Genomic DNA, 24,125 nt, shown 5'->3' on the forward strand with positions numbered 1-24,125 from the left:
AGGTTAAATGCCCTTTGCCAAGGCCATCTGACGGGCCTCTTTCAGGGCGGCAAAATCTTCATCCGCGTGGAACGAAGAGCGGGTCAGCGGTGTCGCTGACACATGCAAAAAGCCCTTGGAACGCGCGATCTGTTCCAACTGCGCAAACTCCTCCGGCGACCAGAAGCGGTCGATCGGGTGATGCTTGGGAGTGGGCTGCAAATACTGGCCGACGGTCAGGAAATCGACCTGGGCCGCGCGCAGGTCGTCCATCACCTGGCGCACGTCCTCCAGTGTTTCGCCCAGGCCGACCATGATGCCGGATTTGGTGAACAACTGCGGGTTGGCGCGTTTGGCGTCATCCAGCAGCCGCAGCGAGGTGTAATAACGCGCGCCAGGGCGCACACGCGGGTAGAGGCGTGGCACCGTTTCCAGGTTGTGGTTGAAAACGTCCGGGGCAGCCTCGAATACCGCATCAGCGGCCGCGCCTTTGCCCAGGAAGTCCGGGGTCAGCACCTCGATTGTGGTGCCGGGGTTCTGGTGGCGGGTGGCGCGGATGGTTTGGGCGATATGCTCCGCTCCGCCGTCCGCCAGATCATCGCGGTCAACAGAGGTGATCACCACATGGCGCAGGCCCAGCTTTTTGACCGCCGCTGCAACCCGGCCCGGCTCAAACGCGTCCAGCGTGTCCGGCTTGCCGGTGGTCACGTTGCAGAAGGAACAGCCGCGGGTGCAGACCTCGCCCATGATCATCATGGTGGCGTGGCGCTTGGACCAGCATTCACCGATGTTGGGGCAGGCAGCCTCTTCGCAGACGGTGGCCAGATCATGCTCCCGCATCAGCTTGCGGGTTTCATAATACTCGGCGCTTTCGATCTTCTTCTTACGGATCCACCGCGGTTTGCGCGGGATGGCGCTGTCAGCCTTGTGGGCCTTTTCCGGATGGCGGGGGCGCAGCTGGATTGTCATCTGGCGGACCTCCGGGTCAGGCGTGAATGGCGCGGCCAAGCGCGTCGAGGCAGGCTTCCTTCACCGCCTCGCCCATCGCGGGGTGTGCGTGGCAGGTGCGCGCTACCTCCTCGACGGTTGCGCCCTTGGTCATTGCCAGCACCAGCTCGGCAATCAGGTCGCCGCCATGCGCGCCGCAGATATGTGCGCCAAGGATCTTGCCCGCTGGCGTTGCCAGCACCTTCACGGCACCGTCAGTTTCACCGGTTGAGCGGGCGCGGGAGTTCGCCATGAAGGCAAATTTGCCGGAAATGTACTCGGTGCCGGCCTCTTTCAGCGCTTCCTCGGTCTGGCCGACGGAGGCAACTTCTGGGTCGGTGTAAACCACGCCAGGCACGGTGTTGTAATCCACATGGCCGTGCTCGCCGGCCATGATCTCGACGCAGGCAACGCCGTCTTCCTCGGCCTTGTGCGCCAGCATCGGGCCGGGCACGCAGTCGCCGATGGCATAGATGCCGGGGACCGAGGTCTGGAAGGTTTCGTCAACTTCGATGAAGCCTCGCGCGTTGATGGAGACACCCAGGCCTTCGAGGCCCAGCCCGCGGGTCACCGGACGGCGGCCGATGGCGATCAGCACCTTGTCAGCCTCGATTTGCTCTTCTTTGTCTTTGCCCACGCGCTCCAGGGTCAGGGTCAGGCCGTTTTCACCTCTCTCAATGGACTTCAGCGCGCGGCCCAATTGGAATTTCAGACCGCGCTTGCTCAGTGCGCGCTGGGACAGCTTGGCGATCTCGCCATCGATGCCGGGCAGGATGCGGTCTAGGTATTCCACCACCGTCACCTTGGAGCCAAGGCGTGACCAGACCTGACCGAGTTCAAGCCCGATCACGCCGGCGCCGATCACCACCAAATGCTCTGGCGCGGCTTCAAGCGCCAGCGCTCCGGTGCTGCTCAGCACGTCCACCTCGTCGATCTCCACGCCTGGGAGGGGGGTGGGTTCCGAACCGGTGGCAATCAGAATGTTTTTTGCGGTGTAGCTGTCTTCCCCCACCTGCACCTGGCCGGGTGCCGGAATGCTGGCCCAGCCTTCGATGTGGTCGACGCCGTTCTTCTTGAACAGGAAGGCGATGCCCTTGGTCAGGTCACCAACAATTTTGTCCTTGCGGGCCATCAGCGCCCCCAGATCCAGGCTGACGCCTTCAACGGAAATGCCGTGGGCGGCGATGTGGGACAGCTCGGCGTATTTGGCGGACGAAGTCAGCAGCGCCTTGGAAGGAATGCAGCCAACGTTGAGGCATGTGCCGCCCAGCGAGCCGCGGCCTTCGACACAGGCAACCTTCATGCCCAGCTGTGCAGCACGGATTGCTGCGACATAACCGCCCGGACCGGCTCCGATCACGATCAGATCATATGCGCTCATGTGGTTTCTCCTCCGAAATGCGGTTCAGGACCGGCACGTATTCAGCCGTATACGACGTTGCGTCTCCTATAGGAAACTTTTTCCCTCTTGCAAACAAAAAGTGCGATCACGGAAATTTTGACCGGAAAATACATCAAAGCTAAAGTGTTTGCGGATCAGGAGAATTCGCAGAAATGGAACCAATTCCCTCAGAAGAAACAGGACTGGGCCCCGAGGCCATGGAGGCCCCGGATGGCGAAGTTCTAGGAAAAATGATTCGCGAAGCCCGCAAAGAAAAGGGGCTGACATTGGAGGAAGCCGCCAAGGCAGCAGCCATTGGCAGGTCCACTTTATCCAAGATCGAGAACAACCAGACCCGTCCCAGTTTCGAGATCATCCGCCGCCTGATGCAGACGCTAGAACTGGAAACACCGCAGTTGTTTGTGCAGTCCAGTCAAAGCGGCGTCACCGGGCGCCGGGACTTCACCCGCACTGGCGAGGGCGAGCACAAGGAAACCTCGACCTATGATCATGAACTGTTGTGCAGCGAGCTGACCAGCAAGCGCATGGTGCCTTATATCAGTACCATCAAGGCCCGGGATGTGACCGAGTTTGACAATTGGGTGCGCCACCAGGGGGAGGAGTTCATGTTCGTGCTGAGCGGGGAACTGATCCTTTATACGGAGCATTACCGGCCGTTGCGCATGGGGGCCGGGGATTCCGTTTATTATGACAGCGGCATGGGCCACGGCTGTGTTTCCGTCAGTAAAGAAGACGCCAAGGTGCTTTGGGTGTCGTTGGAGGGATAAACGCAGCAAGGCGCTCTTTGGCGTGAAAACATCCCGTCAGCTGCGGCTGAAACAGGCAGTTCCGGCCTGCGCGACCTCAGTTGGCCTAGTGCAGCCCGCCTTTCGGCAATGACGCAAAACGTGGCGCATTGAGATAGCGGGGCGTCCCCTCTGCCGATCGCTCCGCAACCTTCATCAATCGCGAAGCGGTGTAGGCTACCTGTAGCGTAATGCCTTTAATTTCAGGCTGATTGCCGTGCAGGTAGCGCGTCCAGGCTGATCGTGAACCGGATTGTGGTGCCGGCCTCAGTTTGCGGGTCGCACCAGATTAGTCCCTTGTGCCGCTTGGCGATTTTTGCGCAGGTTGCCAGCCCCAGGCCGGTGCCAGGCTGCTCGCTGCCGCGCTGCAGCCGCTTGAAGGGCTCAAAAATCTTATCCCGGTATTCCGGCGGCACACCAATGCCATTGTCGGCTACAGAGATCATCAGCCCCGGCTGGGCTGGTTCCGCGGTTATTGCGATCTCAGGTGTTTTGCCGCCGCTGTACTTTATTGCGTTGCCAATCAGGTTCTGCAGCAACTGCACAATATCGGGTGGAAAACAGACCACCCTCAGCCCACCGGACTGCCAATCAATGCGGGCACCGGATTCTGCCAGATCCTGCGCAAGGACAGCACGCAAGCTGTCGAACAGGCTGTCAACGGTTACTCGCTCTGCCCGGCCGTCGCTGTGCGGGTTGATATGGCTGGCAAGCCGCTCAATCAGCTCTGATGTCTTGTTTACCGACTTCTTCATCAGGTCGAATTGCCGGGCAACCTCGTCCAGGTCACCGTCTGCGTACTCTTCCTGGATCTGATCGCTCAGGAACTTGATTGCCCGCAACGGCGCCCGCATGTCGTGGACCAGAACGTCGGAGAAAAGCCTCAGCTCGTTTTGCTGTTCCTGAATGCGCCAGCGCATATCCGAAACTTTCAGCCCGTTTGCGATCATCCGTTTCAGTGCCTCTGCACTGAGCGCCGACTTCGGAATGTAGTCACTGGCGCCGGCCAGGATAACGCTTTTGGCAATCTCCTCATCGCCATGGCCAGTGGTCATGAACAGCACCGCCCGTGGCCAGGCTTCATTCAAACGTGCAATCAGATCGAGCCCGGTTCCGTCCGGCAGCAGGTAGTCGAGGAAAATCACGTCCGCCGGGTTCCCGGCAAATTCCAGCGCTTTCTCGCCGCTGTCGGCTTCGGAGATGCTGGCGTCCGGGTGAGGCTGCTTTAGTAACCGGCGCAGCAGTTTCCGGTCGCCGGCGTCATCGTCAATGAGCAGGATGTTGAGCGCCGCCATCGGTCACCTTTCTGATGTGGATTTCGGGCAGTTCGACAATCCGCCAGTAATTGTCGAGCGTTGCCATTAGGTCGGTAAACATGTCGCCGGCCTTTGATTTCAGTATGTAGCCTGCGACATTGTTGGCATAAGCCTCAGAGATGTCCCGATCGTCATCCGAGGTCGTCAGCACGATGAACAGGATATTGTGCAGTACCGGGTCCGCGCGGATTTCCCGCAGAAGCTCGATCCCGTTCTTGCGTGGCATGTTAATGTCGCTCAGCACCACGAAATGAGGCGGCGGAACCTGACTCATTTCACCACGCAGGAAGGCCAAGGCCTCGACCCCGTCAGCAAACCGGGTAACTGGATTGGCAATCCTGGCCTGCTCAAAGGCGCGCCGCAAGGCCTTTGCGTCGCCGTCATCATCTTCCACCAGAATGATGTTCAGGGCAGGGCGGCTGGCGTTCCGGGGGCTTTGCATCGTGCTGACACTCCTTTCTGCCGGGGCTTGGTGCTGTTCGGTGCGATCACCAGCTGGAGGGCTGGAAGAAGCGCGGCGGTCCCCTACTGGAGAAGGGTTGGGGACACGCGGGCTGTCACTTCGCGGGTGTCTTCGATCACGCTGTCCAGATCATCCATGAAGGCCACCAGATCCTTGCAGCTGCGTTCAAGCATCGACACATCCGACAGCACGGCTGGAGAAAAACTGTCATCCTGGCGGGCTTGCGACTTGACGATCCTGACCCCGGCAAGCGTCCGGCTCAGCAGCAGGCGCAGATCGGGGCCGCAGCCGACGATGAAGCGCTGAAAGATCCGCTTCAGTTCCTTCTCTGAAGCTTTGGCGCTGGAGAGCTGGCCGTAAAGGGCCCGCCTTTCGATGGCGGAGGCAATAGACTTTATCAGCGCATCCACAGAAAGCTCTTCCTTGACGATGTAATCGGAGCACCCCCGGCGCATGGCTTCGACGGCAGTCTGGTAGCTGGTGACGCTAGTGAGCATGATCGGGACGGCTTGGACCTGTTCCTCGTGGCTCAGCAGAAGTTTCAGCGCATCCAGGCCGGTATCCATACCAAGATTGTGGTCCAGAAAAACCAGGTCGTACTGCTCCTTGTCCAGCAGCTTGCGCATTTCCTCCAGATTGGCAGCCTCAAAGAACTCGGCTTCCATTCCAGCCTTGCGGCACAGCTTTTTAAGGCGCAACCGGTCTATTTCGTCATCATCAACCGAAAGGATGTTGAGGATTACGGGCGGCATGAAGGGCGGTGCAGCCCCTTTCTGAAAACGATTGTTACTCATCCTGGTACCCCTTTGAATTGACACAGCGCCCGGAACTAAAATTCGGAACGAGCACTCGCTTGGATTGTTTATATCACACAAGATCACGCTAAGGGTTATTATCAGGCGAGATTTGATTAAAGAACACTAAGCCGCTGCATGAGGGGGGAGGATTTTGCGGTTTCAATTCGCAGTTTGCTGAACTTTTATGGAAAAATTTCGGAGCGGCGTGCCTGCACGCGGGCTGGTAATCTGAATGCTGTGCGGAAGTTAAAACTTATTGAAAAATTGGCGTTTTTTAGGGGGCTGTTGCAGCAAGCTGGGGAAGGGGCTTGCAAGCGAGTGCCGCGGCCCTGGAAACTTATCGGCTGGAGTGGCGTCCGGTGGCCGCAAGCGGCCTGGCAGCCAGCCGCGTTCAGGCACAGGTTGCCATAGTCTGAAGGCGCCGCAGGTTTTTGCGGCGCCTCCGGTGAGTTTTCAGAAGTCCTGCCAGAGATCGCGGGCAGCGCTGCCGTTGGAAGCTGCCGCTGCGGGCGCCGGGCTGGCCTCGATGTCCCAGTTGTCCTCGCCATGCGCCGAGGGCGCAGATTTGGCGGCCGGGACGGCGGCCGGGGCCGCTGCGGGCGCCGGGCGGGCGGGGGCCGCGCCGCCGGAGACCCGGAAATGCGCCACCAGCTCGGCCAGTTTGCCGGCATCGGTGTTCAGCATATGGCCGGCTGCAGTCGCCTCCTCCACCATCGCCGCGTTCTGCTGGGTCACCTGGTCCAGCTGGGTGACGCCGGTGTTGATCTCGTTGAGGCCGGTGGACTGCTCCGCCGCGCCTTCGGCAATGCCGGAGACCAGCTGCGAGATATGGGTGACCTGCTCTACGATGCTCTGCAGCGCCTCGCCGGCCTTGCCGACCAGATCGACGCCGCGCTCCACCTGCTTGGAGCTGTCGGAGATCAGCGTCTTGATCTCCATCGCCGCATCCGAGGAGCGCTGCGCCAGGGCGCGCACTTCGCTGGCGACCACCGCAAAGCCCTTGCCGGCCTCGCCCGCCCGCGCCGCCTCGACGCCGGCGTTGAGCGCCAGCAGGTTGGTCTGGAAGGCGATGTCGTCGATCACGCTGATGATCTGGCTGATGTGGTTCGAGGACTGCTCGATCTCGGTCATGGCCGACACCGCGCTCTGCACCACTTCGCGGTTATTTTCCGCTTCGGTGCGGGCCTCGGCCATGGTCGCCTCGACGCTGCGGGCGCCGTCGGCGGCGGATTTGACGCTTGCGGTCAGCTCATCCAGCGCCGCGGCGGTTTCCTCCAGGGTGGCCGCCTGGCTCTCGGTGCGGTGCGACAGGTCGTCGGAGGCCTGGCTGATCTCGGCGGCGCCGTTGCGGATGCTGCCGGAGGCCTCGATCACCTGCTGCACGGTGGCGCTGAGGTTGCTGACGGTGCTGTTGAAGTTCTGCCGCAGCTGCTCGTATTCCTCCGGGAAGGCGCTGCTGATCGGCTGCGAGAAATCGCCGTCTGCCAGCTGCACCAGGCCGCTGCTCAGCTTCTCAACCACCTGCTGCTGCTGGCGCTGCATCTCGGCGCGCTCCTCCTCGGCGGCGCGGGCCAGCTTCAGGTCGTCCTGCATCGAGACCAGCGTTTTGCCGATCTTGCCGATCTCGTCGCCGCGGCTGGCCGCCGCAACTTCGGTGTCGAGATCACCGGAGGACACCGCTTCCATATCGCTGCAGATCCGGTCGATCGGCTTGGTCACCGACCGGGCAAACAGCCAGCCGAAGAAGGAGACCAGGGCTGCGCAGGCCAGGGAGATCAGGAGCATGATCCGCTGCTGGGCGGTTGCCGGAGCCAGGACCTCTGTCCGGTCAAGCTCTGCGACCAAAGCCCATTGCAAATTGCGGAAACTGACAGGTGCAGAAGCTGCGGTGACCTCACGCCCGTTGTCCCTGATGACGGACGGGTAGAAGGAGGCATCAGTGTTCGCCGGCGCCTCACCTGACGAGGCCGAAGTAAATGCAAAGGCCTCTTGGATGTGCGGCAGTGCCGGCAAGTCTTCGAGCAGCTCATGGCCACCTTCGAGACGCGAGGGCGTGCGGGCCTTGAGGTCCGCCCCGGCCAGGTACACGTCAAGCGTCTTCAGATCTCCTTCGAAGCTGGAAGTAATCGCAGCGATTTCGTCGATAGCAACCTGCAGTGCAAAGACGCCGATGTAACGGCCGCCGCTGTCCAGGATACGGGTCGCCGCAAAGGCCGCAGGAGCGTCTGCACTAGGTGCGTAAGGGGCGATGTCAGAAAAATAGACCTGTTCTTTTTCTCCCTCAGCGGCCAGACGGAAGGCTTGCGCCAAGCCGCTTTCGGTGTAGGGGCCGGAAGTCAGGTTGGTGGCATAGTCAGCTTCTTTCGCAACAGAGAAGATCACGTCACCCTCAGGATTGACCAGAAAGATGTCATAGTAGCCAAGCCGTTCCATCATTCCTGCGAATGCAGGGTGGTTGCGCTCAAAATGAATATCATACGGCGATGAGGCCGAGGCAAACATCGACAGGTTGCTGACTTCCTCCTGGCCGCTGCCGCCACGGCTGCTCCAGGTTATGCCCATGTCCTTCATCGCCTTTGCGGTGGAGGGTACGGCTGAGACTGTCAGAATTGCCGCTTCAATGGATGCCAGGTAGGATTGCAGCCCGGCTTCTCGGTCGCGGACCAAGGATTTCAGGACAATCTCTGCATCGTGGACGACGCTGCGCCGGAAGTAGCTGCTGGAGAAGGCAATCAGGACTACTGTTACCGTTAGTGCGGTTCCGACGATCAGCAACGGAAGCTTTTGGGAAAGTTTAAAATTCTGCAACATCTTCAACATAAAACCTCCGGCAGGTATCCCTCGGTTTGCCGCCGGGGATAAGGAACTGAGACTGGGGCTGATACAACGACAGATTGATTTTCGATCCGTTAATGCTCCAAAAAAAAGGCGGAAAAAATTTTCAAAATGATTGCATCCTGCAGGCGGCGCTGGCCTGCCTTGGCGCTTATTGACCGAGCCAGCGTTAAGGAATTGGCCTGATAGTGTGCGTTTGACCGGTTAGCGGCTGATGGCGGACACCTGGCCGGGTGGTTTGGATTCGTTAACCTTTCGCGGCTCGGATGGTGTCGAATCGCGCCGGGCCGGGGGGCTCCTCACCCGGCTTACGTCCGGAATTGACCGCTGAGTTCTCTTTTGTTGTTCGCGGGTTGGAAAAAATATTTACGCTTTGTTTACTTTTCCTAGCCAAGCCGCAGGATTTTTTGCCATGGTTAAGCATCAATAACCGGGGGGTTAGGGAATTGTTAACGCTGCCGCATTCTGTCCACCTTTTGGTCTCAGCCCGGCAACTTTGGGTCTCATTCCAGCCGCACGCCTGAATGACGATGCCCATGTGGGAAGCTGGAGTGGGTTATGAGACTGACTATTGCTGCAATTGCGGCATGCCTGTCCCTGGGCATGCCAATAGGCACGGCTGCGGATGAACTGCAGCCACGCGACGAAACGATACAGGGACTGGAGGCCGTCGGACGGCTGAATATCGCCAACCGCAACATGTGCACCGGAGCGCTTGTTGCGCCAAATCTGGTGCTGACCGCAGCGCATTGCCTGTTCGATCCCAGAACCGGTGCCAGGGTCGATCCGCAAAGCATCTGGTTTGAGGCCGGACTGTCAGGGCGCCGGGCCGTTGCCTTGCGGCAGGTGGTGAAGGCGGTTGTGCACCCGCAGTACCGGTACCGGCCGTCCGGAGCGCATCAGATCGGCAGTGACCTGGCGGTTCTGCGCTTGGACCGGCCAATCAGCAGTCGTCAGGCTGCGCCGCTCGCCATGGCAGGTGATGCCCAGCTAGGTGATACACTGGATGTTCTGTCTTATACCCGGGCGCATGCGACACGGCCCCGGCTGAAACGCTCGTGCAGTGTTCTCGCCCGCAAAAGCCGCACGCTGGTGATGTCCTGTCTGGTTGATTTCGGGGCGTCCGGGTCGCCGGTGCTGGAATTGCGGCCGGGCCGGGCACCGCGGCTGGTTTCGGTGATTTCGGCCAAAGCCGCCATGGGCAGCCGGAGGGTGTCGATCGGCACCGCCTTGGACGCCACGCTCAGCGATCTGATCCGCCGCGCCGGCTGACAGGTGCTTCCCGCACGTCAAAACGCAGGGGCTGCTTCGATCTGGGGCTGCCCCTTTCTGTATTAGGGTTCGCGCAATGCTTCGCGGGATTTGTAAAGCGGTTTCAGCAGGTATTGCAGCACGGTTTTGGCGCCAGTCTGCAGTTCCGCGACGGCGCGCATGCCCGGGCGGATCTCTATGGATTGCTGACGTTCGCTAAAGCCGGATTTGTCGACCCGAACCGTTACCCTGTAATAGGGCTCGGCGCGCGGATTGCGCTCATCCTCGAAGGTGTCGGCAGAGACGAAATCCACCTTGCCGCGGAGCGCGCCGTAAATGGTATAGTCATAGGCCGACAGTTTGATGGTAGCGTCCTGGCCGGGCTGCACGCTGGCGATGTCTTCGGGCTTGACCCGTGCCTCCACAAACAGTTCCTCACCCAGCGGGATGATCTCCAGGATCTCCTCGCCCGGGCGGATCACGCCGCCGATAGTGGTCACCGCCAGGCTATTGACGATGCCTGCCATGGGGGAGGTGATGATGGTGCGGTTCAACTGATCGACAGCGAGCCGCTGCTCCTGCCGCAAAGTAGTAATCTCCCGCAGGGTCTGGGCATATTCCTCGGCCTGCTCCAGTTCCGCCTGGGTTCCGATTTCGTTATATTTCGCGCGGGCGTCGGTGGCCGCCTTGCGGGCCTTGTTCACTTCAATCAGCGCCACGATCTTCTGCTTGAAGAGCTTCTCCATATTGGCAAGCTCCGCATTCAGCTGATCCATGACTTGCCGGGCGCTGTCGCGGCGGCTTGCAAAGTCCGTTTGCCGCGCGGTAAGCAAGCCGCGCTCGGAAGCCAGAATGCCGGGGGAGCGCTGTGCCAGCATGTCCGGCACGGCGAATTCAAAGGCGCCCTTCATTTGCGCTTCCAGCCGGTGGCGCCGGATCTCCAGCGCATCGATCTGGTTTTGCAACTCATCCGCAGCAGTGCGGAACTTGGTGTCCTGCAGCTTGGCCAGCACCTGGCCAGCCGTCACGATGTCGCCCTGGCGGACATGCAGCTCTGCCAGGATGCCGCCCTCCAGGTTCTGTACGATCTGGGCGCGGGAGGAGGAAACCACCTGGCCCTCGCCGCGCACGATCTCGTCGATAGAGGCAAAGGCGGCCCAGATCAGGAAGGTGAGCACGGCGGCCAGCGCCAGATAGATGATACGGCTGGCGCTGCGCGGCGTCTGCGCATCACCGTAGGGATCGTGAAGCGCCATGCTCATTTGCCCTCTCCTGCGGCCAGATGCGCCAGAACCTGATCTCGCGGGCCGTCCACCACCATTCGGCCTGACTGCAGGATCAGGGTACGGTTGGTCAGCGACAGGATCGGCATCCGGTGCGTGGCGATCACCGCGGTCCGTCCCTCCAGCCAGCTTTCCAGGCGGCTGACCAGGGTGCGTTCCAGCGTCTGGTCCAGCGCCGCGGTGGGTTCATCCAGCAACACGACAGAGGGGTTCTGCAGCCACAGCCGCGCCCAGCCGATCGACTGGCGCTGGCCGATCGACAGGCCATGGCCGCCGTCGCTGATCTCCAGATCCAGCCCCTTGTGGTGGTTGCGCACATGGGCGCCGAGGCCTGCGAACTCCAGCGCTTCCATCAGCCGGTCGTCGTCGCGCTCCAGCTGGTTGAGGTTCAGGTTGTCGCGAAGGGAGCCTGCAAACAGCCGCACGTCCTGGCTGAGATAGCCGATGTTGGCGCGCAGGTCGCGCGGGTCGATCTGGGCCATGTCGGTGCCGTCCAGCAGGATGCGGCCCCGGTCAGGTGCATATAGGCCCGACAATAGTTTGAGCAGGGTGGACTTGCCTGAGCCGTTGACCCCCAGCACCGCAACACGCTGACCCGGCGTGACCGCCACAGCCTGCACGTCCAGCGTCGGGGCGGCGTCATCCTCATAGCGGAACATGATCTCGCGCAGCTCAAACCGGCCTTCAATTTTCTGGCGGCGCAGATAGGTGCGTTCTTGTTCTTTCTCCTGCGGCGCCTGGGCGATTGCATCCAGCCCTTCCAGCGCTGCCTTGACGTTGCTCCAGCGTGCCAGGGTTGCGGCGAACTGCGTAAGCGGCGCAAGCGTGCGGCTGGTCAGGATGCCGGTCGCGATAATGGTGCCGACGGTGAACTCACCGGCAAAGACCAGCAGCGTGCCCAGCACCACAGCAGTGATATAGGTTGCCTGCTGCACCCCTTGCGACCAGTAGGTGAGGGCGCTGGACAGCTTGCGCTGCTCGGTGGCGGAGTGCGACGACAGCGTGTTCAGTTCATCCCACAGCCGCAGCACCCGTTCCTCGCCGCGCTGGGTCTTCACGGTGTCGAGTTCCGTCACCACCTCATGCAGCAGGCGGCCCGCCTTGGCATTCGCACCTTGGGTCTGCCGGGTATAGGCGATCATCTTCTTCTGCATGAAATAGGCAGGCAGCAGCATCAGGACGCCGCCAGCAATGATCACCCAGACCACCGGCCCGGCGATGGAAGCGACCAGCAGCAGGAACACCGCGATAAAGGGGATGTCCGCCAGAGTTGAGATGGTGGAGGAGGTAAAGAACTCCCGTACCGAGCCGAAATCGCGCATCGCGGCAAACAGGCCGGAGGGCGGCAAGGGCTTTTTGTCAGAGCGCATTCCGATCAGGCGGCGCATCAGGTTGTGCTGCACCGACAGCTCGATCTGGCGGCCGGCCGCATCGGTCAGCCGCGCGCGCGCCAGTTTCAGCATTGCTTCCAGCGCGATTGCCAGAAAGGCGCCCACCGCCAGCACCCATAGGGTTGCGTGCGACTGGTGCGGCACCACACGGTCGTAGACCTGCAAGCTGAACAGCGCGACCGACACCGCCAGTATATTGGCTACCAGCGACCCCAGCATGATCTCGCCCACCTGCCGGCGGTACTTGGGGAACTCGCTCCAGAACCAATGGCCCGGGTCGATCTGTGGAGTGTGCTTGGCTGCCATCTGTTTGAGCGATGGGCGGGCTGACAGCACGGTGCCGGTGAAATAGGGGCTGAACTCCGCCAGCGGTACCTCGGTCCGGTTATCCGGGCAGGCAGTGTCATATATGGTCAGCGCATCTTCGGCCTGTCCCAGCACCAGCACGCATTGGCCGCCGGACATGATCGCCAGAGCGGGCCACAGGGCTGGGGCAAGGCTCTGTTTTTCCAGCACCTTGGGCTGCAGCCCGGCGGATTGCACCGCCTTAGCAAGTGTGTGCAGCGACAGATCGCCCGGCGTTTCCTGCCAAAGGAAGGCGGCGACGTCGCTGACCGGCACCTCGCTGCCCTTCAGGGCGGCAAGGGTGGCAATCAGGCTGGCCCGGTGCTGGATGCGCGCGGCTGCCCCTTCCAGCAGCGAGCCGACCTCAGGTTGGGCGTCCTGCGGCTTGGGCCGGTTGTCGGTCTTGGGTTTCACCTGCGCATTGGGGCCAGCGGCTGGGGCAGAGATGTTGGCGGGCTGCAGCCCGTCCTGCGCCGCGGTCCTGGGAGCGGCAGCAGGGACCGACCGCAGAACCGGCTTCTGGCCAGGGGCGGGCATGCGGCGGGGCGGCTTTTGCGTGGTATCGGTCAAATCTTGTCCCCATCAGCCAAAAGCCCCAGGTCGCGCGCCAGCGCCAGCTGGATCAGCACCACCTCGTATTTTGCGTCGATATAGGCTTGCTCACGGCGTACCAGTTCCTCGTAGACCTGGATCACTTCCATCACCGGGCGCTGGCCCGCCTCAAACTGCTTCTGGAACAGCTCGTAGGTCTCACGGCTGCGGCGCACCAGCACCGCGGTCTCGCCTTCTTGCCGCTGGTAAGAGGCGATTTGCTGCACCTGGCGGCTGTAGGCGCGCCGGGCGGTTTCCTCGGCCTCGCCCACCTGGCGCATTGCGGCCTCCTTGGAGGCTTCCAGCGCCTGGATTGCGGCTGGAGTACCCAGTCCCAGCGGCTGGCCGACCCCCAGGGTGATGCCGGCGCCAGAGCCGTCCGTGGTGACGTTACCGGCTGCGGAAATCTGCGGCAGCAGCCCGGCGCGTCCGGATTTGGCCTGTGCAATGGTGCGTTCTGCTTCGGCGCCGGCTTTTAGCACAGACAGGAACTGTCCCTGTTCCGGCGGTGTGCCTATGGCTAGGTGCGACGGCTTCTGATCGAAACTCTGGCCTGTCATCGCCTGCAACTCGGCGCGAGCGGTGGTTGCAGCATCGCGGGCGGTGGCAGTGGCGGTGCGGATGCCGCTGATCTTGCTGTCTACCACGTTGAGATCTGCGCGGTCCGAGACCCCGCCATCGACCCGTCCCTGAACAATTCGGCGGAACTCCTCCATTCGGCGCAGGGCGCGGTCGCCATAGGCCGCCTTTTCGTCGCCGCGCAGGGCGGCGGCATAAAGCCCGACAGCGGTCTCTACCCGGCCGTTCATGTCCTCTGACAGGCTGACGGCGGCGACCTCAACATCGGCGGCGGCAAATTCGCGTTCCGCCTTGCGGCGGCCATTGTCGAACAGCACCTGCTCGATCAGCAGCCCGGCCACCAAGTCGCCCAGATCGGTCAGGCTGACCGAGGGTCCCAGGGTTGGAAACCAATTTTTTGAGGCGGCTTCGGCCCGCAGTTTGGCACTGATCAATTCTGCCTCGGCGGCGCGGGAAGAGGCGGCGATGGCAGCTGACGCGACCTGACCGTAGGCGCTGTCTTCCGCCAGCAGCGAACGCCGGTTCATCAGGGCGCTGATGACCGCGGAGGAAGTCTCCCCCGTTTGAGTGAAATTGCTGTGCGGGGCTCCGTCCGCTGCCTCGTTCGTGCCGCCAAACGGGGCCGTTGCGCAGCCAGACAGGCTGCACATCACTGCGATGGCGCAAAGAAAGCGTCCCGGTTGCATCCTGCCCTTTTGCCCTTTTGTTCAAGGCTTTTGATGATTTGGGTCTGGCAGCAGGTGCCGCTGCCAGACCAGAAAATCAGATCACGGTGTTGACGTCTTCATCAACAAGGATCGTGGTGCCGTCGTCGCCCAAAGTATAGACATCGTAAGTCTCGCCATCGATGGTCTGAGACCCGTCTGCGGTTGCACCGGTGATGGTCAGCGTGTCATCGGAGCCGCCGTGCACCGTCAATGTGTCGCCGTTGCCGGACAGCGCGTTAATGTCCGCTTCGGTCAGGGTCAGGTCGACGTTGTCTGCATGGACAAGGTTCAGTTCGTCAATGTTGAACTGCGACAGGCCCGAGTGATCCAGAACGGTGGCGTCGGCACTGTCTTCAAAAACAACCATGGTGCCAGAGCTGTTGCCGGCTTCGTCCACGCGGTTGACCACCAGGTTTGACCCGTCCGGCACGGTTTCGTCGAAGCTGAACAGGGTGCTGCCGCCAATGTCTGTCTCGGTGCCGGAAACATCCTCCACGCCGCCGCCGCTTGTCAGCTCATGCGTGGTGTCGCCGTCTTCATAGTCGTCGCTGAAGAAGCCTGTGACGCCGGAGCCGGTGCTGACAACGCTGCCCACATTCGGTGCATCGTATTCGGTATCGACTTCAAAGGTCTCTGTCAGGGTTGCGGTGTTGCCTGCGGGGTCGGTCGCAGTGATTTCTGCGCGGCTGGTGTAGGTGCCCTCCGGCAGATCGTCCGCGTCAAACTCCACGCTCCAGTTGCCATCGGCATCGACGGATGCGGCCCGGGTTACACCTTCGATGGTGACGTCGACCGTGGAGCCAGCCTCCACCGTGCCAGTCAGAGTCAGCCCCGCGGCGCGTTCGGCGATGTTGACGATGTCATCATCGGCGATGCTGTCGGCTTCGAAGGGCACAACTTCGGTGTCGATGGTAAGGGTGTCTGTGATTTCCGCCGTGTTGCCGGCAGCGTCCGTGGCTGTGACGGTGACATCGGCTTCATAGCTGCCGTCAGGGATGTCGGAGGCTGCAAAATCCACGCTCCAGTTGCCGTCGCCATCCACTGTTGCAGTTTCGGTAGCATCACCCAACTGCACCACCACGGTTGAGCCCGGCTCCACCGTGCCAGTTAAAGTGATCCCGTCGCTGTGCTCGTCCTCATTGACGACGCCATCCCCCTCAACAGTTGCTGTCTCAACGGTGAGCGGATCGACCAGGGTGTCCACATGCAGGTCAGCTGTTGCAGTTGCGCTATTGCCCGCTGCGTCGGTCGAAGTGACGCTGATCGTTGTGTCATATTCACCGGCAGGCAGGGAGCCCGCCTCGAACTCTGCAGCCCAGTTGCCATCGGAATCCACTGTCGCAGTCCGGGTCACGCCTTCGACGGTCACGCTGACCGAAGCGCCGGCCTCGCCGGTCCCGGTCAGGGTGAGCCCTGCTGCGGCTTCGGCGTTATTGACGAGGTCGTCACCGCCCGCTTGGCCGCTGTCAATTGCCACCTCAGTGGTGGTGTCTACACGGATCGTGCCGGTGGTCGTCTCGGTGTTGCCATAGGCATCGGTCGCGGTGGCCGTTACCTCCGCGTCGTATTCGCCGGACAGGATTTCGGACGCGGCGAAATCGGCGCTCCAAGTGCCCTCATCGGTGGCCGTCACCGTGCGTGTCACCCCCTGAAAGGTCACGTTCACGGTTGCCCCGGCTTCGGCGGTGCCGGTCAGGGTCACCCCGTCCGCGGCCTCCGCGCCATTGATCATGTCATCACCACCGGCCTGGCCGTCATCAAGAGCGACGGAGGTTTCGGTGTCGATGCGGATTGTGGAGGTGGCGGTTGCCGTAGCTCCGGAGGTGTTTGTCGATGTGGCCGTTACCTCCGCGTCGTACTCGCCGCCGGTGATTTCGGAGGAAGCGAAATCAGCGCTCCAGGTGCCTTCATCGGTAGCGGTCACTGTGCGGGTCACCCCCTGAAAGGTGACTTCCACAGTGGATCCAGCCTCCGCGGTGCCAGTCAGCGTAACGCCGTCTGCAGCTTCAGCTGCGCTGATCGTGTCGTCCCCTCCGGCAAGGCCGCTGTCGACAGTCACAAACGTGTCACCGTTATTGCCGCCAACGCCACCGCCGCCACCGCCGCCTCCATCACCGCCGCCGCCGCCGCTTGCGATCGCTGCGACGCCAACAGCGCCCGCAGCGGCTCCAGCCGCGCCCAGGCCGCCGAACAGCGGTGCCGCCAGCGGTGCCACAACAGGTTCAATCCGGTCGACGTCCAGGAACACCATCTCATCATAGGCGCTCCACTTGCCGGCCAGGTCAAGCGGCTCGTAGGTGGCAAACAGCATCCCGCTGGACTTGTCCTCCAGCACCACTTCGATGAATTGGCCTTCTTGGCTGAGGAACAGGTTCTTGCCGCCGGTTGCACCGAAGGAATAATAGTTCTCCAGCACCAGCTCCTGGCCGTTCGCCAAGGTCACATGCAGGTTGCTGCCCTGCCGGGAGTAGCTTTCGACGTCAGCAGGGCTGAGGTTCAGCGAAATGTCCTTGGCCTGGCTGGCATCAATGCGCGCCGGGGTGCCTTCAGAGAAATTTCCATGCTGCGTGGTGCCCGCCATATCGCGGGTGATAAATGCGACCGTGCTCATAAACTTACCGCCCATCTGAATGCGCCGCGGCCCGGAAATTGGCCATCGGCTTATGGTTAAGTTGCCTGTATTTTTGCCCAGCGGCCGTCTTTTGCGGCCATTTTGAGGCCACAATGTGACAATTTTTTCTGTCCTGTCCAGTATATGCAGGGCGTGTGTGAGGTTATTTTGCCGCCAACCGTGTCCTGGCTGCCGCAGATTTTCTAAGTTTTTTAACGCGACTGTGATGCTGCACCGGGCGCAAATGCCCCCTGCGCACGCACTGAAACCGGCTGGCAAAGCCCGCTGGGTGCGGTGTTCCCGGAGGCGCTGCGCCGAAAGGGAAAAGTTGCCGTGAAGCTCGGGTTTGACGGTCAGATTGCTGCAGAAGCCTTTGAAATGCCGCGACGCAGAAGGTCCGTGCAGCAGCGGTGATCGCCGTGATGTGAAGAAAATTTCCCGCAAAAGTTTCTGGCAATTAATTAAAAGTACACCACTTTCAGATAGTAAGAAGTTCGTAATTGGTGTAAGCTCGGAAGTAACTAACACGACGCCGCCAGCCTGGACTCCGGGCGCAGGCCGCCGCCAAGAGCGGCCAGCCGGACGTATGACGCCAGAAGCGGCGCCGAGCAGAAATCAGAACTCAACACTGACGCGGACACCTATGCCCACGTGCTGGGCACTCTCTGTCCGTGCGCGATCTTAAACGCCAGGAGGAACGGCGCGAGTTAACCAGGAGGCTTGATCCAAGATGAAAGACATTGCCGAACTTTTTGCAGAGCAGTACGGCGAAACGCGCGAGCAGGAAATGCCGCTGCAGGAGTATTTGAACGCCTGCCGTGACGATCCGAGCCTGTACGCAAACGTCGCCGAGAGGATGCTGAAGGCAATTGGCGAAGAGGAGCTTGTGGATACGTCCAAGGACGCACGGCTCGGGCCGATCTTTCAGAACCGCACGATCAAGCGCTACAGCGCCTTTCACGACTTCTACGGCATGGAAGATACGATCGAGCGCATCGTCGGCTACTTCCGCCACGCCGCGCAAGGGTTGGAGGAGCGCAAGCAGATCCTTTACCTGCTGGGCCCGGTCGGTGGCGGTAAATCCTCGCTGGCGGAGCGCTTGAAGCGCCTGGTCGAAGATCAGCCAATTTATGTTCTCAAGGCCGGTGACCAGATTTCGCCGATCTTCGAAAGCCCGCTGGGCCTCTTTGACCCGGTCCGCATGGGCAAGGTGCTGGAAGAGGAATACGGCATTGCCCAGCACCGGCTGCCGGGGCTGATGTCGCCCTGGGCCGTGCAGCGGCTGGATGAATTCGATGGCGATATCAACAAGTTCTCGGTTGTCCGCATGTATCCATCTCGGCTGCGCCGGATCTGTGTTGCCAAGGTGGAGCCTGGCGATGAAAACAACCAGGACATCTCTACCCTGGTCGGCAAAGTGGACATCCGACAGCTGGAGCATTTCAGCCAGGATAATCCGGATGCCTACAGCTTCTCCGGAGGCCTGAACCGATCAACCCAGGGCGTCTTGGAATTTGTTGAGATGTTTAAGGCGCCGATCAAAATGCTGCACCCGCTGCTGACGGCGACCCAGGAAGGCAACTACATGGGCACCGAAAGCTTTGGTGCCATTCCCTTCAACGGACTGATCCTGGCGCATTCAAATGAGTCCGAATGGCAGTCCTTCAAGAACAACAAGAACAACGAGGCCTTCATTGACCGGGTGTCGATCGTCAAGGTGCCCTATTGCCTGCGGGTCTCGGATGAAACCTCGATCTATGAAAAGCTGATCGAGTTCAGCGAACTGCGTGACGCGCCCTGTGCGCCGGAGACGCTGAAAATCCTCAGCCGCTTCTCGGTGCTGACACGCCTGAAGCCGCATGAGAATTCGAACCTCTACTCCAAGATGCGGGTCTATGATGGCGAAAGCCTGAAAGACACCGATCCCAAGGCGAAGACGGTGCAGGAATATCAGGACCGCGCCGGCGTCGACGAAGGAATGAACGGCATCTCCACCCGTTTTGCTTTCAAGGTGCTTTCGACCACATTCAACTTCGACACCAACGAAGTTGCGGCGGACCCGGTGCATCTGATGTACGTGCTGGAGCAGATGATCAAGCGTGAGCAGTTCCCGCAGGAGACGGAACAGAAGTATCTTGAGTTCATCAAGACCGAACTGGCACCGCGCTATGAGGAATTCATCGGTAACGAGATCCAGAAGGCGTACCTCGAAAGTTATACCGAATACGGTCAAAACGTCTTTGACCGGTATATCTCCTATGCTGACGCATGGATCGAGGAGCAGGACTACAAGGATCCTGACACCGGCCAGCTCTACAACCGCGAGGTTCTGGATGCGGAGCTCAGCAAGATCGAGAAGCCGGTCGGCATTGCTAACCCCAAGGATTTCCGCAACGAGGTGGTCAAGTTTGCGCTGCGCCACCGCGCCAACACTGGCAAGAACCCGGCCTGGAACTCCTACGAGAAGCTGCGCGATGTGATCGAGAAGCACATGTTCAGCCAGGTCGAGGAACTGCTGCCAGTGATTTCCTTCGGGTCCAAGAAGGACAGCAAGACCGAAGGCAAGCATCAGGAGTTCGTCGAGCGGATGCGCGGCCACGGTTACACCGACCGCCAGGTGCGGCGCCTGGTCGAATGGTACATGCGGGTCAACAAGGCGGGCTAAAGAGGAGCGCTGTGCAACATGCATCATTTCATCGACAGGCGCGCCAATCCAAAGGGCAAGAGCCTCGGGAACCGCCAACGGTTCCTGCGGCGGGCCCGGGAGAATATTAAGGAGCGCGTCGATCAGTCGGTCCGGGGGAAGTCGATCCAAAGCGGAAGCGGTGTCCCGGACGAAGGCGAAAAGGTCACCATTCCCACACGGGGGCTGAAGGAGCCGCGGTTCTTCCATTCCTCCAAGGGCGGCATGCGCCGCCATGTGCTGCCCGGCAACAAGGATTTTGTTGTCGGCGACACCATCAAGCGGCCGCAGGGCGGTGCCGGACAGGGCGGCCGCCAGGCATCGGAGGACGGGGATGGTGAGGACGAGTTTTCCTTCACCCTGACCCAGGAAGAATACCTGGAAATTCTGTTTGAGGGGCTGGAACTGCCGGACCTCGTGGAAAAGGCCACGGTGGAAACCGAAACTATCGGCACCCGCCGGGCTGGTCTGACAACAGCGGGCACCCCGAACAACCTGAACTTGGTGCGCACCATGCGCAACTCGCTGGGCCGCCGCATTGCTTTGCAGCGACCCACCACCAAATCCCAGCGTGAGCTTGAGGAGCAGATCGCTGAGCTGGAAGCGCTGGATGAGCGCACCCCGCCGCAGGAGGAATTCCTGGCGACGCTGAAAATGCGGCTGGAAGGTATCATTCGCAAGCGCAAGGTGGTCGGATACATCGACCCGCTGGACCTGCGCTATGACACCTTTGTGCCGGAAAAAATCCGCAACTCCCGTGCCGTGGTGTTCTGCCTGATGGATGTCTCCGGCTCCATGCAGGAACGCGAGAAGGATCTGGCGAAACGCTTCTTCCTGCTGCTGCACCTGTTCCTGGAGCGCTGCTATGAACACACCGAGCTGGTGTTCGTGCGCCATACCCACCACGCCCAGGAAGTGGATGAGGAAACCTTCTTCTATGCGCGCGAAACCGGCGGCACCATCGTGTCGACCGCGCTGGAAAAGATGAAGGAGATCATCGAGGAACGCTATCCGCCGGACGAGTGGAACATCTACGGCGCCCAGGCCTCGGACGGCGAAAACTTCGGCAATGATTCAGTGCGCTGCAAGAATCTGCTGCTGAATGATCTGCTGCCGGTCAGCCAGTTCTACGCCTATGTGGAAATTGTAGACGAGGCGGCGGAGATGCTGCTGAACAACCCCGAAGCAGGCGAAGACCTGTGGCAGAACTACCGCGAGGTGAAGGCGCAGGCGCAGCATTTCGAGATGCAGCGGGTTTCGCAGCCCGGCCACATCTATCCGATTTTCCGGGAATTCTTCCTCCCCAAGGTGAAAGGGATGCAGCATGCAGGCAGCTGAAAAGGCGCGCGAGCCGCTGTTTGACGGGCCGGAATGGACCTTCGAGCTGATGGAAAAGGCGCGCGACGCGATCGAAAAGATCGCGCTCGAAGACCTCGGGCTGGACGTCTATCCCAATCAGATCGAGATCATCTCGGCGGAGCAGATGCTGGACGCCTATTCCTGCGTCGGCCTGCCGCTGATGTACCAGCACTGGTCTTTCGGAAAACACTTCGCCCGCGACGAGGCGCTCTACCGCACCGGCCGCCAGGGCCTGGCCTATGAGATCGTCATCAACTCCAACCCCTGCATCAGCTATAACATGGAAGAAAATACCATGGCGATGCAGACACTGGTGATGGCGCATGCAGCTTTCGGGCATAACCATTTCTTCAAGAACAACTACTTGTTCCAGCAATGGACCGATGCGGCCGGCATCCATGACTACCTGGCGTTCGCCAAGAACTACATCGCCGCCTGCGAGGAGCGCTATGGCCCGATGGCGGTGGAAGAGGTGCTGGACGCCGCCCATGCGATGCAGTCTCAGGGGGTGTTCCGCTACGGCCGCCCGCCCAAGCCCACCAACGAGGAACTGGTGGCGATGCAGAAAGTGCGCGAAGGGTATGAAAGCGGCCAGAGCGTGCTTGATATTTGGACCGACTCAACCCTTGGCCGGGACAAGCTGGAACTGATCGAGGATGCCGACTTCAGCGCGCGCCGCAAGATGATGAACCTGCCGCAGGAGAACATCCTGTATTTCCTGGAGAAACACAGCCCGGTTCTGGAACCCTGGCAATGCGAGATCCTGCGTATCGTGCGGATGCTGGCGCAGTATCTGTATCCGCAGAAACAGACCAAGGTCATGAACGAGGGCTGTGCAACCTTCGTGCATTACTACATCATCAACAAGCTCCATGAGCAGGGTCAGATCACGCAAGGAGCCTATATGGAAATGCTGCACAGCCATACCAATGTGGTGATGCAGCCTGAATATGACGATCCGCGTTATTCCGGCATCAACCCTTATGCGCTGGGCTTTGCGATGATGCAGGACATCCGCCGCATCTGCCAGGATCCGACTGACGAGGATCGCGAGTGGTTTCCGGACTTTGCCGGCAACCCGGACTGGCGCGGGGTGCTGCGGGATGCCTGGGCGAATTACCGGGATGAAAGCTTCATCCAGCAGTTCCTGTCGCCCAACCTGATCCGCAAGTTCAAGCTGTTCACGCTTACGAATGACGCGGAGCTGCCCAATCTGGTGGTCAGCCAGATCCACAACCGGGCCGGATACAAGGCCATCCGGCGCGATTTGGCGAAACAGTATGACCTCGCCTATCTGGAGCCGGATATCCAGGTGACAGACGCTGATCTGCGCGGCGACCGGGAACTGAAGCTGACCCACAACGTGCGCGATGGCATCCATCTGGATGAGGACGACCAGGAGGAAGTACTGAAGCACTTGCGCCGGCTCTGGGGCTATGGCGTCAGACTCGATGCGGTGGAGGCCACCACGGAAAGCTGACGGCAGGACACGCGATGCCAAAAGAAAACGCAGGCCCTCGGGCCTGCGTTTTGGTGTTTCACATGAATCCCGGGATCAGAATTCCACTACCGCGCGGATCGACTTGCCTTCATGCATCAGCTCGAAGCCCTCGTTGATCTGGTCCAGCGTCAGCTTGTGGGTGATCATCGGGTCAATTTCGATCTTGCCGTCCATGTACCAGTCAACGATCTTCGGCACATCGGTGCGGCCCGACGCACCGCCAAAGGCGGTGCCGCGCCAGCTGCGGCCGGTGACCAACTGGAACGGGCGGGTGGAAATCTCGGCCCCCGCAGGCGCAACACCGATGATGATTGACTCACCCCAGCCCTTGTGCGCGCATTCCAGCGCGGTACGCATCACGTTGACGTTGCCGGTTGCGTCAAAGGTATAATCCGCGCCGCCGCCGGTCAGTTCCACCAGATGCGCCACCAGATCGCCTTCGACCTCGGCCGGGTTCACGAAATCGGTCATGCCGAATTTCTCAGCCATCTCCACCTTGCCCGGGTTCAGGTCGACACCGACGATCTGGTCGGCACCGGCCATCCGCAGGCCCTGGATCACGTTGAGGCCGATACCGCCGAGGCCAAAGACCACCGCGCGGGAGCCGATTTCCACCTTGGCGGTGTTGATCACAGCACCAATGCCGGTGGTGACGCCGCAACCGATGTAGCAGACCTTGTCGAACGGCGCGTCCTCACGGATTTTCGCCAGCGCGATTTCCGGCACCACGGTGTGGTTGGCGAAGGTCGAGCAGCCCATGTAGTGGTGGATCGGGGTGCCGTCCAGCATCGAGAACCGGGTGCTGCCATCGGGCAGCAGGCCCTGGCCTTGGGTCGAGCGGATCGCCTGGCACAGGTTGGTCTTGGGGTTGAGGCAGTACTCGCACTCACGGCACTCCGGGGTGTAGAGCGGGATCACGTGGTCGCCCGGCTTCAGGCTGGTCACGCCTTCGCCGACCTCAATCACGATGCCTGCGCCCTCATGGCCCAGGATCGCCGGGAAGATGCCTTCCGGGTCGTCGCCGGAGCGGGTGAATTCGTCGGTGTGGCACAGGCCGGTTGCCTTGATTTCCACCAGAACCTCGCCCGCCTTGGGGCCTTCCAGGTTCACTTCCATGATTTCCAGCGGTTTGCCGGGGGCAACCGCAACGGCAGCGCGGGTCTTGATCATGTGACTGGTCCTTCGTTCTTTTCTTCGGGACCGGGCCGCCGACAGGCGGGTCCGGGGTGAATGCGGTGCCGGCGGCTGCGCCGCGGGCCG

General features: G+C 61.0%; 16 protein-coding genes. 5 read left to right on the forward strand and 11 right to left on the reverse strand.

Annotated elements, in window-relative coordinates; all coding sequences use genetic code 11:
• Positions 1-3: 3 nt before the first annotated feature.
• Entirely contained in the window at positions 4-948 is a 945-nt protein-coding gene (gene lipA / locus RA25_RS03760) for a lipoyl synthase (protein WP_039170538.1), read from the reverse strand.
• Between the two features lie 16 nt (positions 949-964).
• Positions 965-2,347, reverse strand: coding sequence for a dihydrolipoyl dehydrogenase (gene lpdA / locus RA25_RS03765; protein WP_039170421.1), 1,383 nt, complete (start codon positions 2,345-2,347; stop codon positions 965-967).
• A 173-nt stretch (positions 2,348-2,520) separates the two neighbouring features.
• On the opposite strand from lpdA, the gene RA25_RS03770 reads away from it, so the two are divergent.
• The gene (locus RA25_RS03770) at positions 2,521-3,135 is read left to right on the forward strand and encodes a helix-turn-helix domain-containing protein (protein ID WP_019294836.1); all 615 of its coding nucleotides are present in this window, start codon (positions 2,521-2,523) and stop codon (positions 3,133-3,135) included.
• A 221-nt stretch (positions 3,136-3,356) separates the two neighbouring features.
• Here RA25_RS03770 and RA25_RS03775 read toward each other — a convergent pair whose 3' ends face one another.
• The 4 genes from RA25_RS03775 to RA25_RS03790 all read right to left on the reverse strand — a co-directional run bounded on the left by RA25_RS03775 (position 3,357) and on the right by RA25_RS03790 (position 8,546).
• Entirely contained in the window at positions 3,357-4,448 is a 1,092-nt protein-coding gene (locus tag RA25_RS03775) for a sensor histidine kinase (protein ID WP_039170423.1), read from the reverse strand.
• Positions 4,420-4,911 carry a response regulator gene (locus RA25_RS03780; RefSeq protein WP_039148673.1) on the reverse strand — a complete coding sequence of 164 codons (492 nt, stop codon included), beginning with the start codon at positions 4,909-4,911 and terminating at the stop codon, positions 4,420-4,422. Before RA25_RS03780 ends, RA25_RS03775 begins: the two co-directional genes overlap by 29 nt.
• A gap of 83 nt (positions 4,912-4,994) precedes the next feature.
• The gene (locus tag RA25_RS03785) at positions 4,995-5,684 is read right to left on the reverse strand and encodes a response regulator (RefSeq protein WP_019294840.1); all 690 of its coding nucleotides are present in this window, start codon (positions 5,682-5,684) and stop codon (positions 4,995-4,997) included.
• A 498-nt stretch (positions 5,685-6,182) separates the two neighbouring features.
• On the reverse strand, positions 6,183-8,546 hold the full coding sequence (locus tag RA25_RS03790) for a methyl-accepting chemotaxis protein (protein WP_152612161.1): 2,364 nt from the start codon (positions 8,544-8,546) through the stop codon (positions 6,183-6,185).
• Between the two features lie 576 nt (positions 8,547-9,122).
• On the opposite strand from RA25_RS03790, the gene RA25_RS03795 reads away from it, so the two are divergent.
• Positions 9,123-9,836 carry a trypsin-like serine peptidase gene (locus tag RA25_RS03795; RefSeq protein ID WP_082008999.1) on the forward strand — a complete coding sequence of 238 codons (714 nt, stop codon included), beginning with the start codon at positions 9,123-9,125 and terminating at the stop codon, positions 9,834-9,836.
• A gap of 62 nt (positions 9,837-9,898) precedes the next feature.
• Here the strand turns inward: RA25_RS03795 and RA25_RS03800 are convergent, their stop codons facing one another.
• From RA25_RS03800 to RA25_RS03815, 4 genes are all read right to left on the reverse strand, one after another.
• Positions 9,899-11,077: an HlyD family type I secretion periplasmic adaptor subunit gene (locus tag RA25_RS03800; RefSeq protein WP_039170428.1), complete on the reverse strand. Its 1,179-nt coding sequence runs from the start codon at positions 11,075-11,077 to the stop codon at positions 9,899-9,901.
• Positions 11,074-13,371 carry a type I secretion system permease/ATPase gene (locus RA25_RS03805; protein WP_152610588.1) on the reverse strand — a complete coding sequence of 766 codons (2,298 nt, stop codon included), beginning with the start codon at positions 13,369-13,371 and terminating at the stop codon, positions 11,074-11,076. Before RA25_RS03805 ends, RA25_RS03800 begins: the two co-directional genes overlap by 4 nt.
• Before the next feature lie 29 nt (positions 13,372-13,400).
• Positions 13,401-14,690: a TolC family protein gene (locus RA25_RS03810; protein WP_039151519.1), complete on the reverse strand. Its 1,290-nt coding sequence runs from the start codon at positions 14,688-14,690 to the stop codon at positions 13,401-13,403.
• 76 nt (positions 14,691-14,766) lie between these two features.
• On the reverse strand, positions 14,767-17,322 hold the full coding sequence (locus tag RA25_RS03815) for an Ig-like domain-containing protein (protein WP_039170540.1): 2,556 nt from the start codon (positions 17,320-17,322) through the stop codon (positions 14,767-14,769).
• 730 nt (positions 17,323-18,052) lie between these two features.
• On the opposite strand from RA25_RS03815, the gene RA25_RS03820 reads away from it, so the two are divergent.
• From RA25_RS03820 to RA25_RS03830, 3 genes are read left to right on the forward strand one after another with little or no spacing between them, the layout of a single operon-like run.
• A complete protein-coding gene (locus tag RA25_RS03820; RefSeq protein WP_019294937.1) occupies positions 18,053-19,987 on the forward strand; it encodes a PrkA family serine protein kinase in 1,935 nt (644 codons plus the stop codon).
• Between the two features lie 18 nt (positions 19,988-20,005).
• Positions 20,006-21,343, forward strand: a complete 1,338-nt coding sequence (locus tag RA25_RS03825; protein ID WP_039151526.1) for a YeaH/YhbH family protein — start codon at positions 20,006-20,008, stop codon at positions 21,341-21,343.
• Positions 21,330-22,844 carry a SpoVR family protein gene (locus RA25_RS03830; RefSeq protein WP_039170430.1) on the forward strand — a complete coding sequence of 505 codons (1,515 nt, stop codon included), beginning with the start codon at positions 21,330-21,332 and terminating at the stop codon, positions 22,842-22,844. The genes RA25_RS03825 and RA25_RS03830 overlap by 14 nt, the downstream gene beginning before the upstream one ends.
• Positions 22,845-22,919: 75 nt before the next feature.
• Here the strand turns inward: RA25_RS03830 and RA25_RS03835 are convergent, their stop codons facing one another.
• Positions 22,920-24,032 (reverse strand): S-(hydroxymethyl)glutathione dehydrogenase/class III alcohol dehydrogenase, encoded by a 1,113-nt coding sequence (locus tag RA25_RS03835; protein ID WP_029204687.1) that lies wholly within the window; start codon positions 24,030-24,032, stop codon positions 22,920-22,922.
• Positions 24,033-24,125: the final 93 nt, after the last annotated feature.

The sequence above is a fragment of the Leisingera sp. ANG-S5 genome (assembly GCF_000813925.1).
Lineage (GTDB): Bacteria > Pseudomonadota > Alphaproteobacteria > Rhodobacterales > Rhodobacteraceae > Leisingera.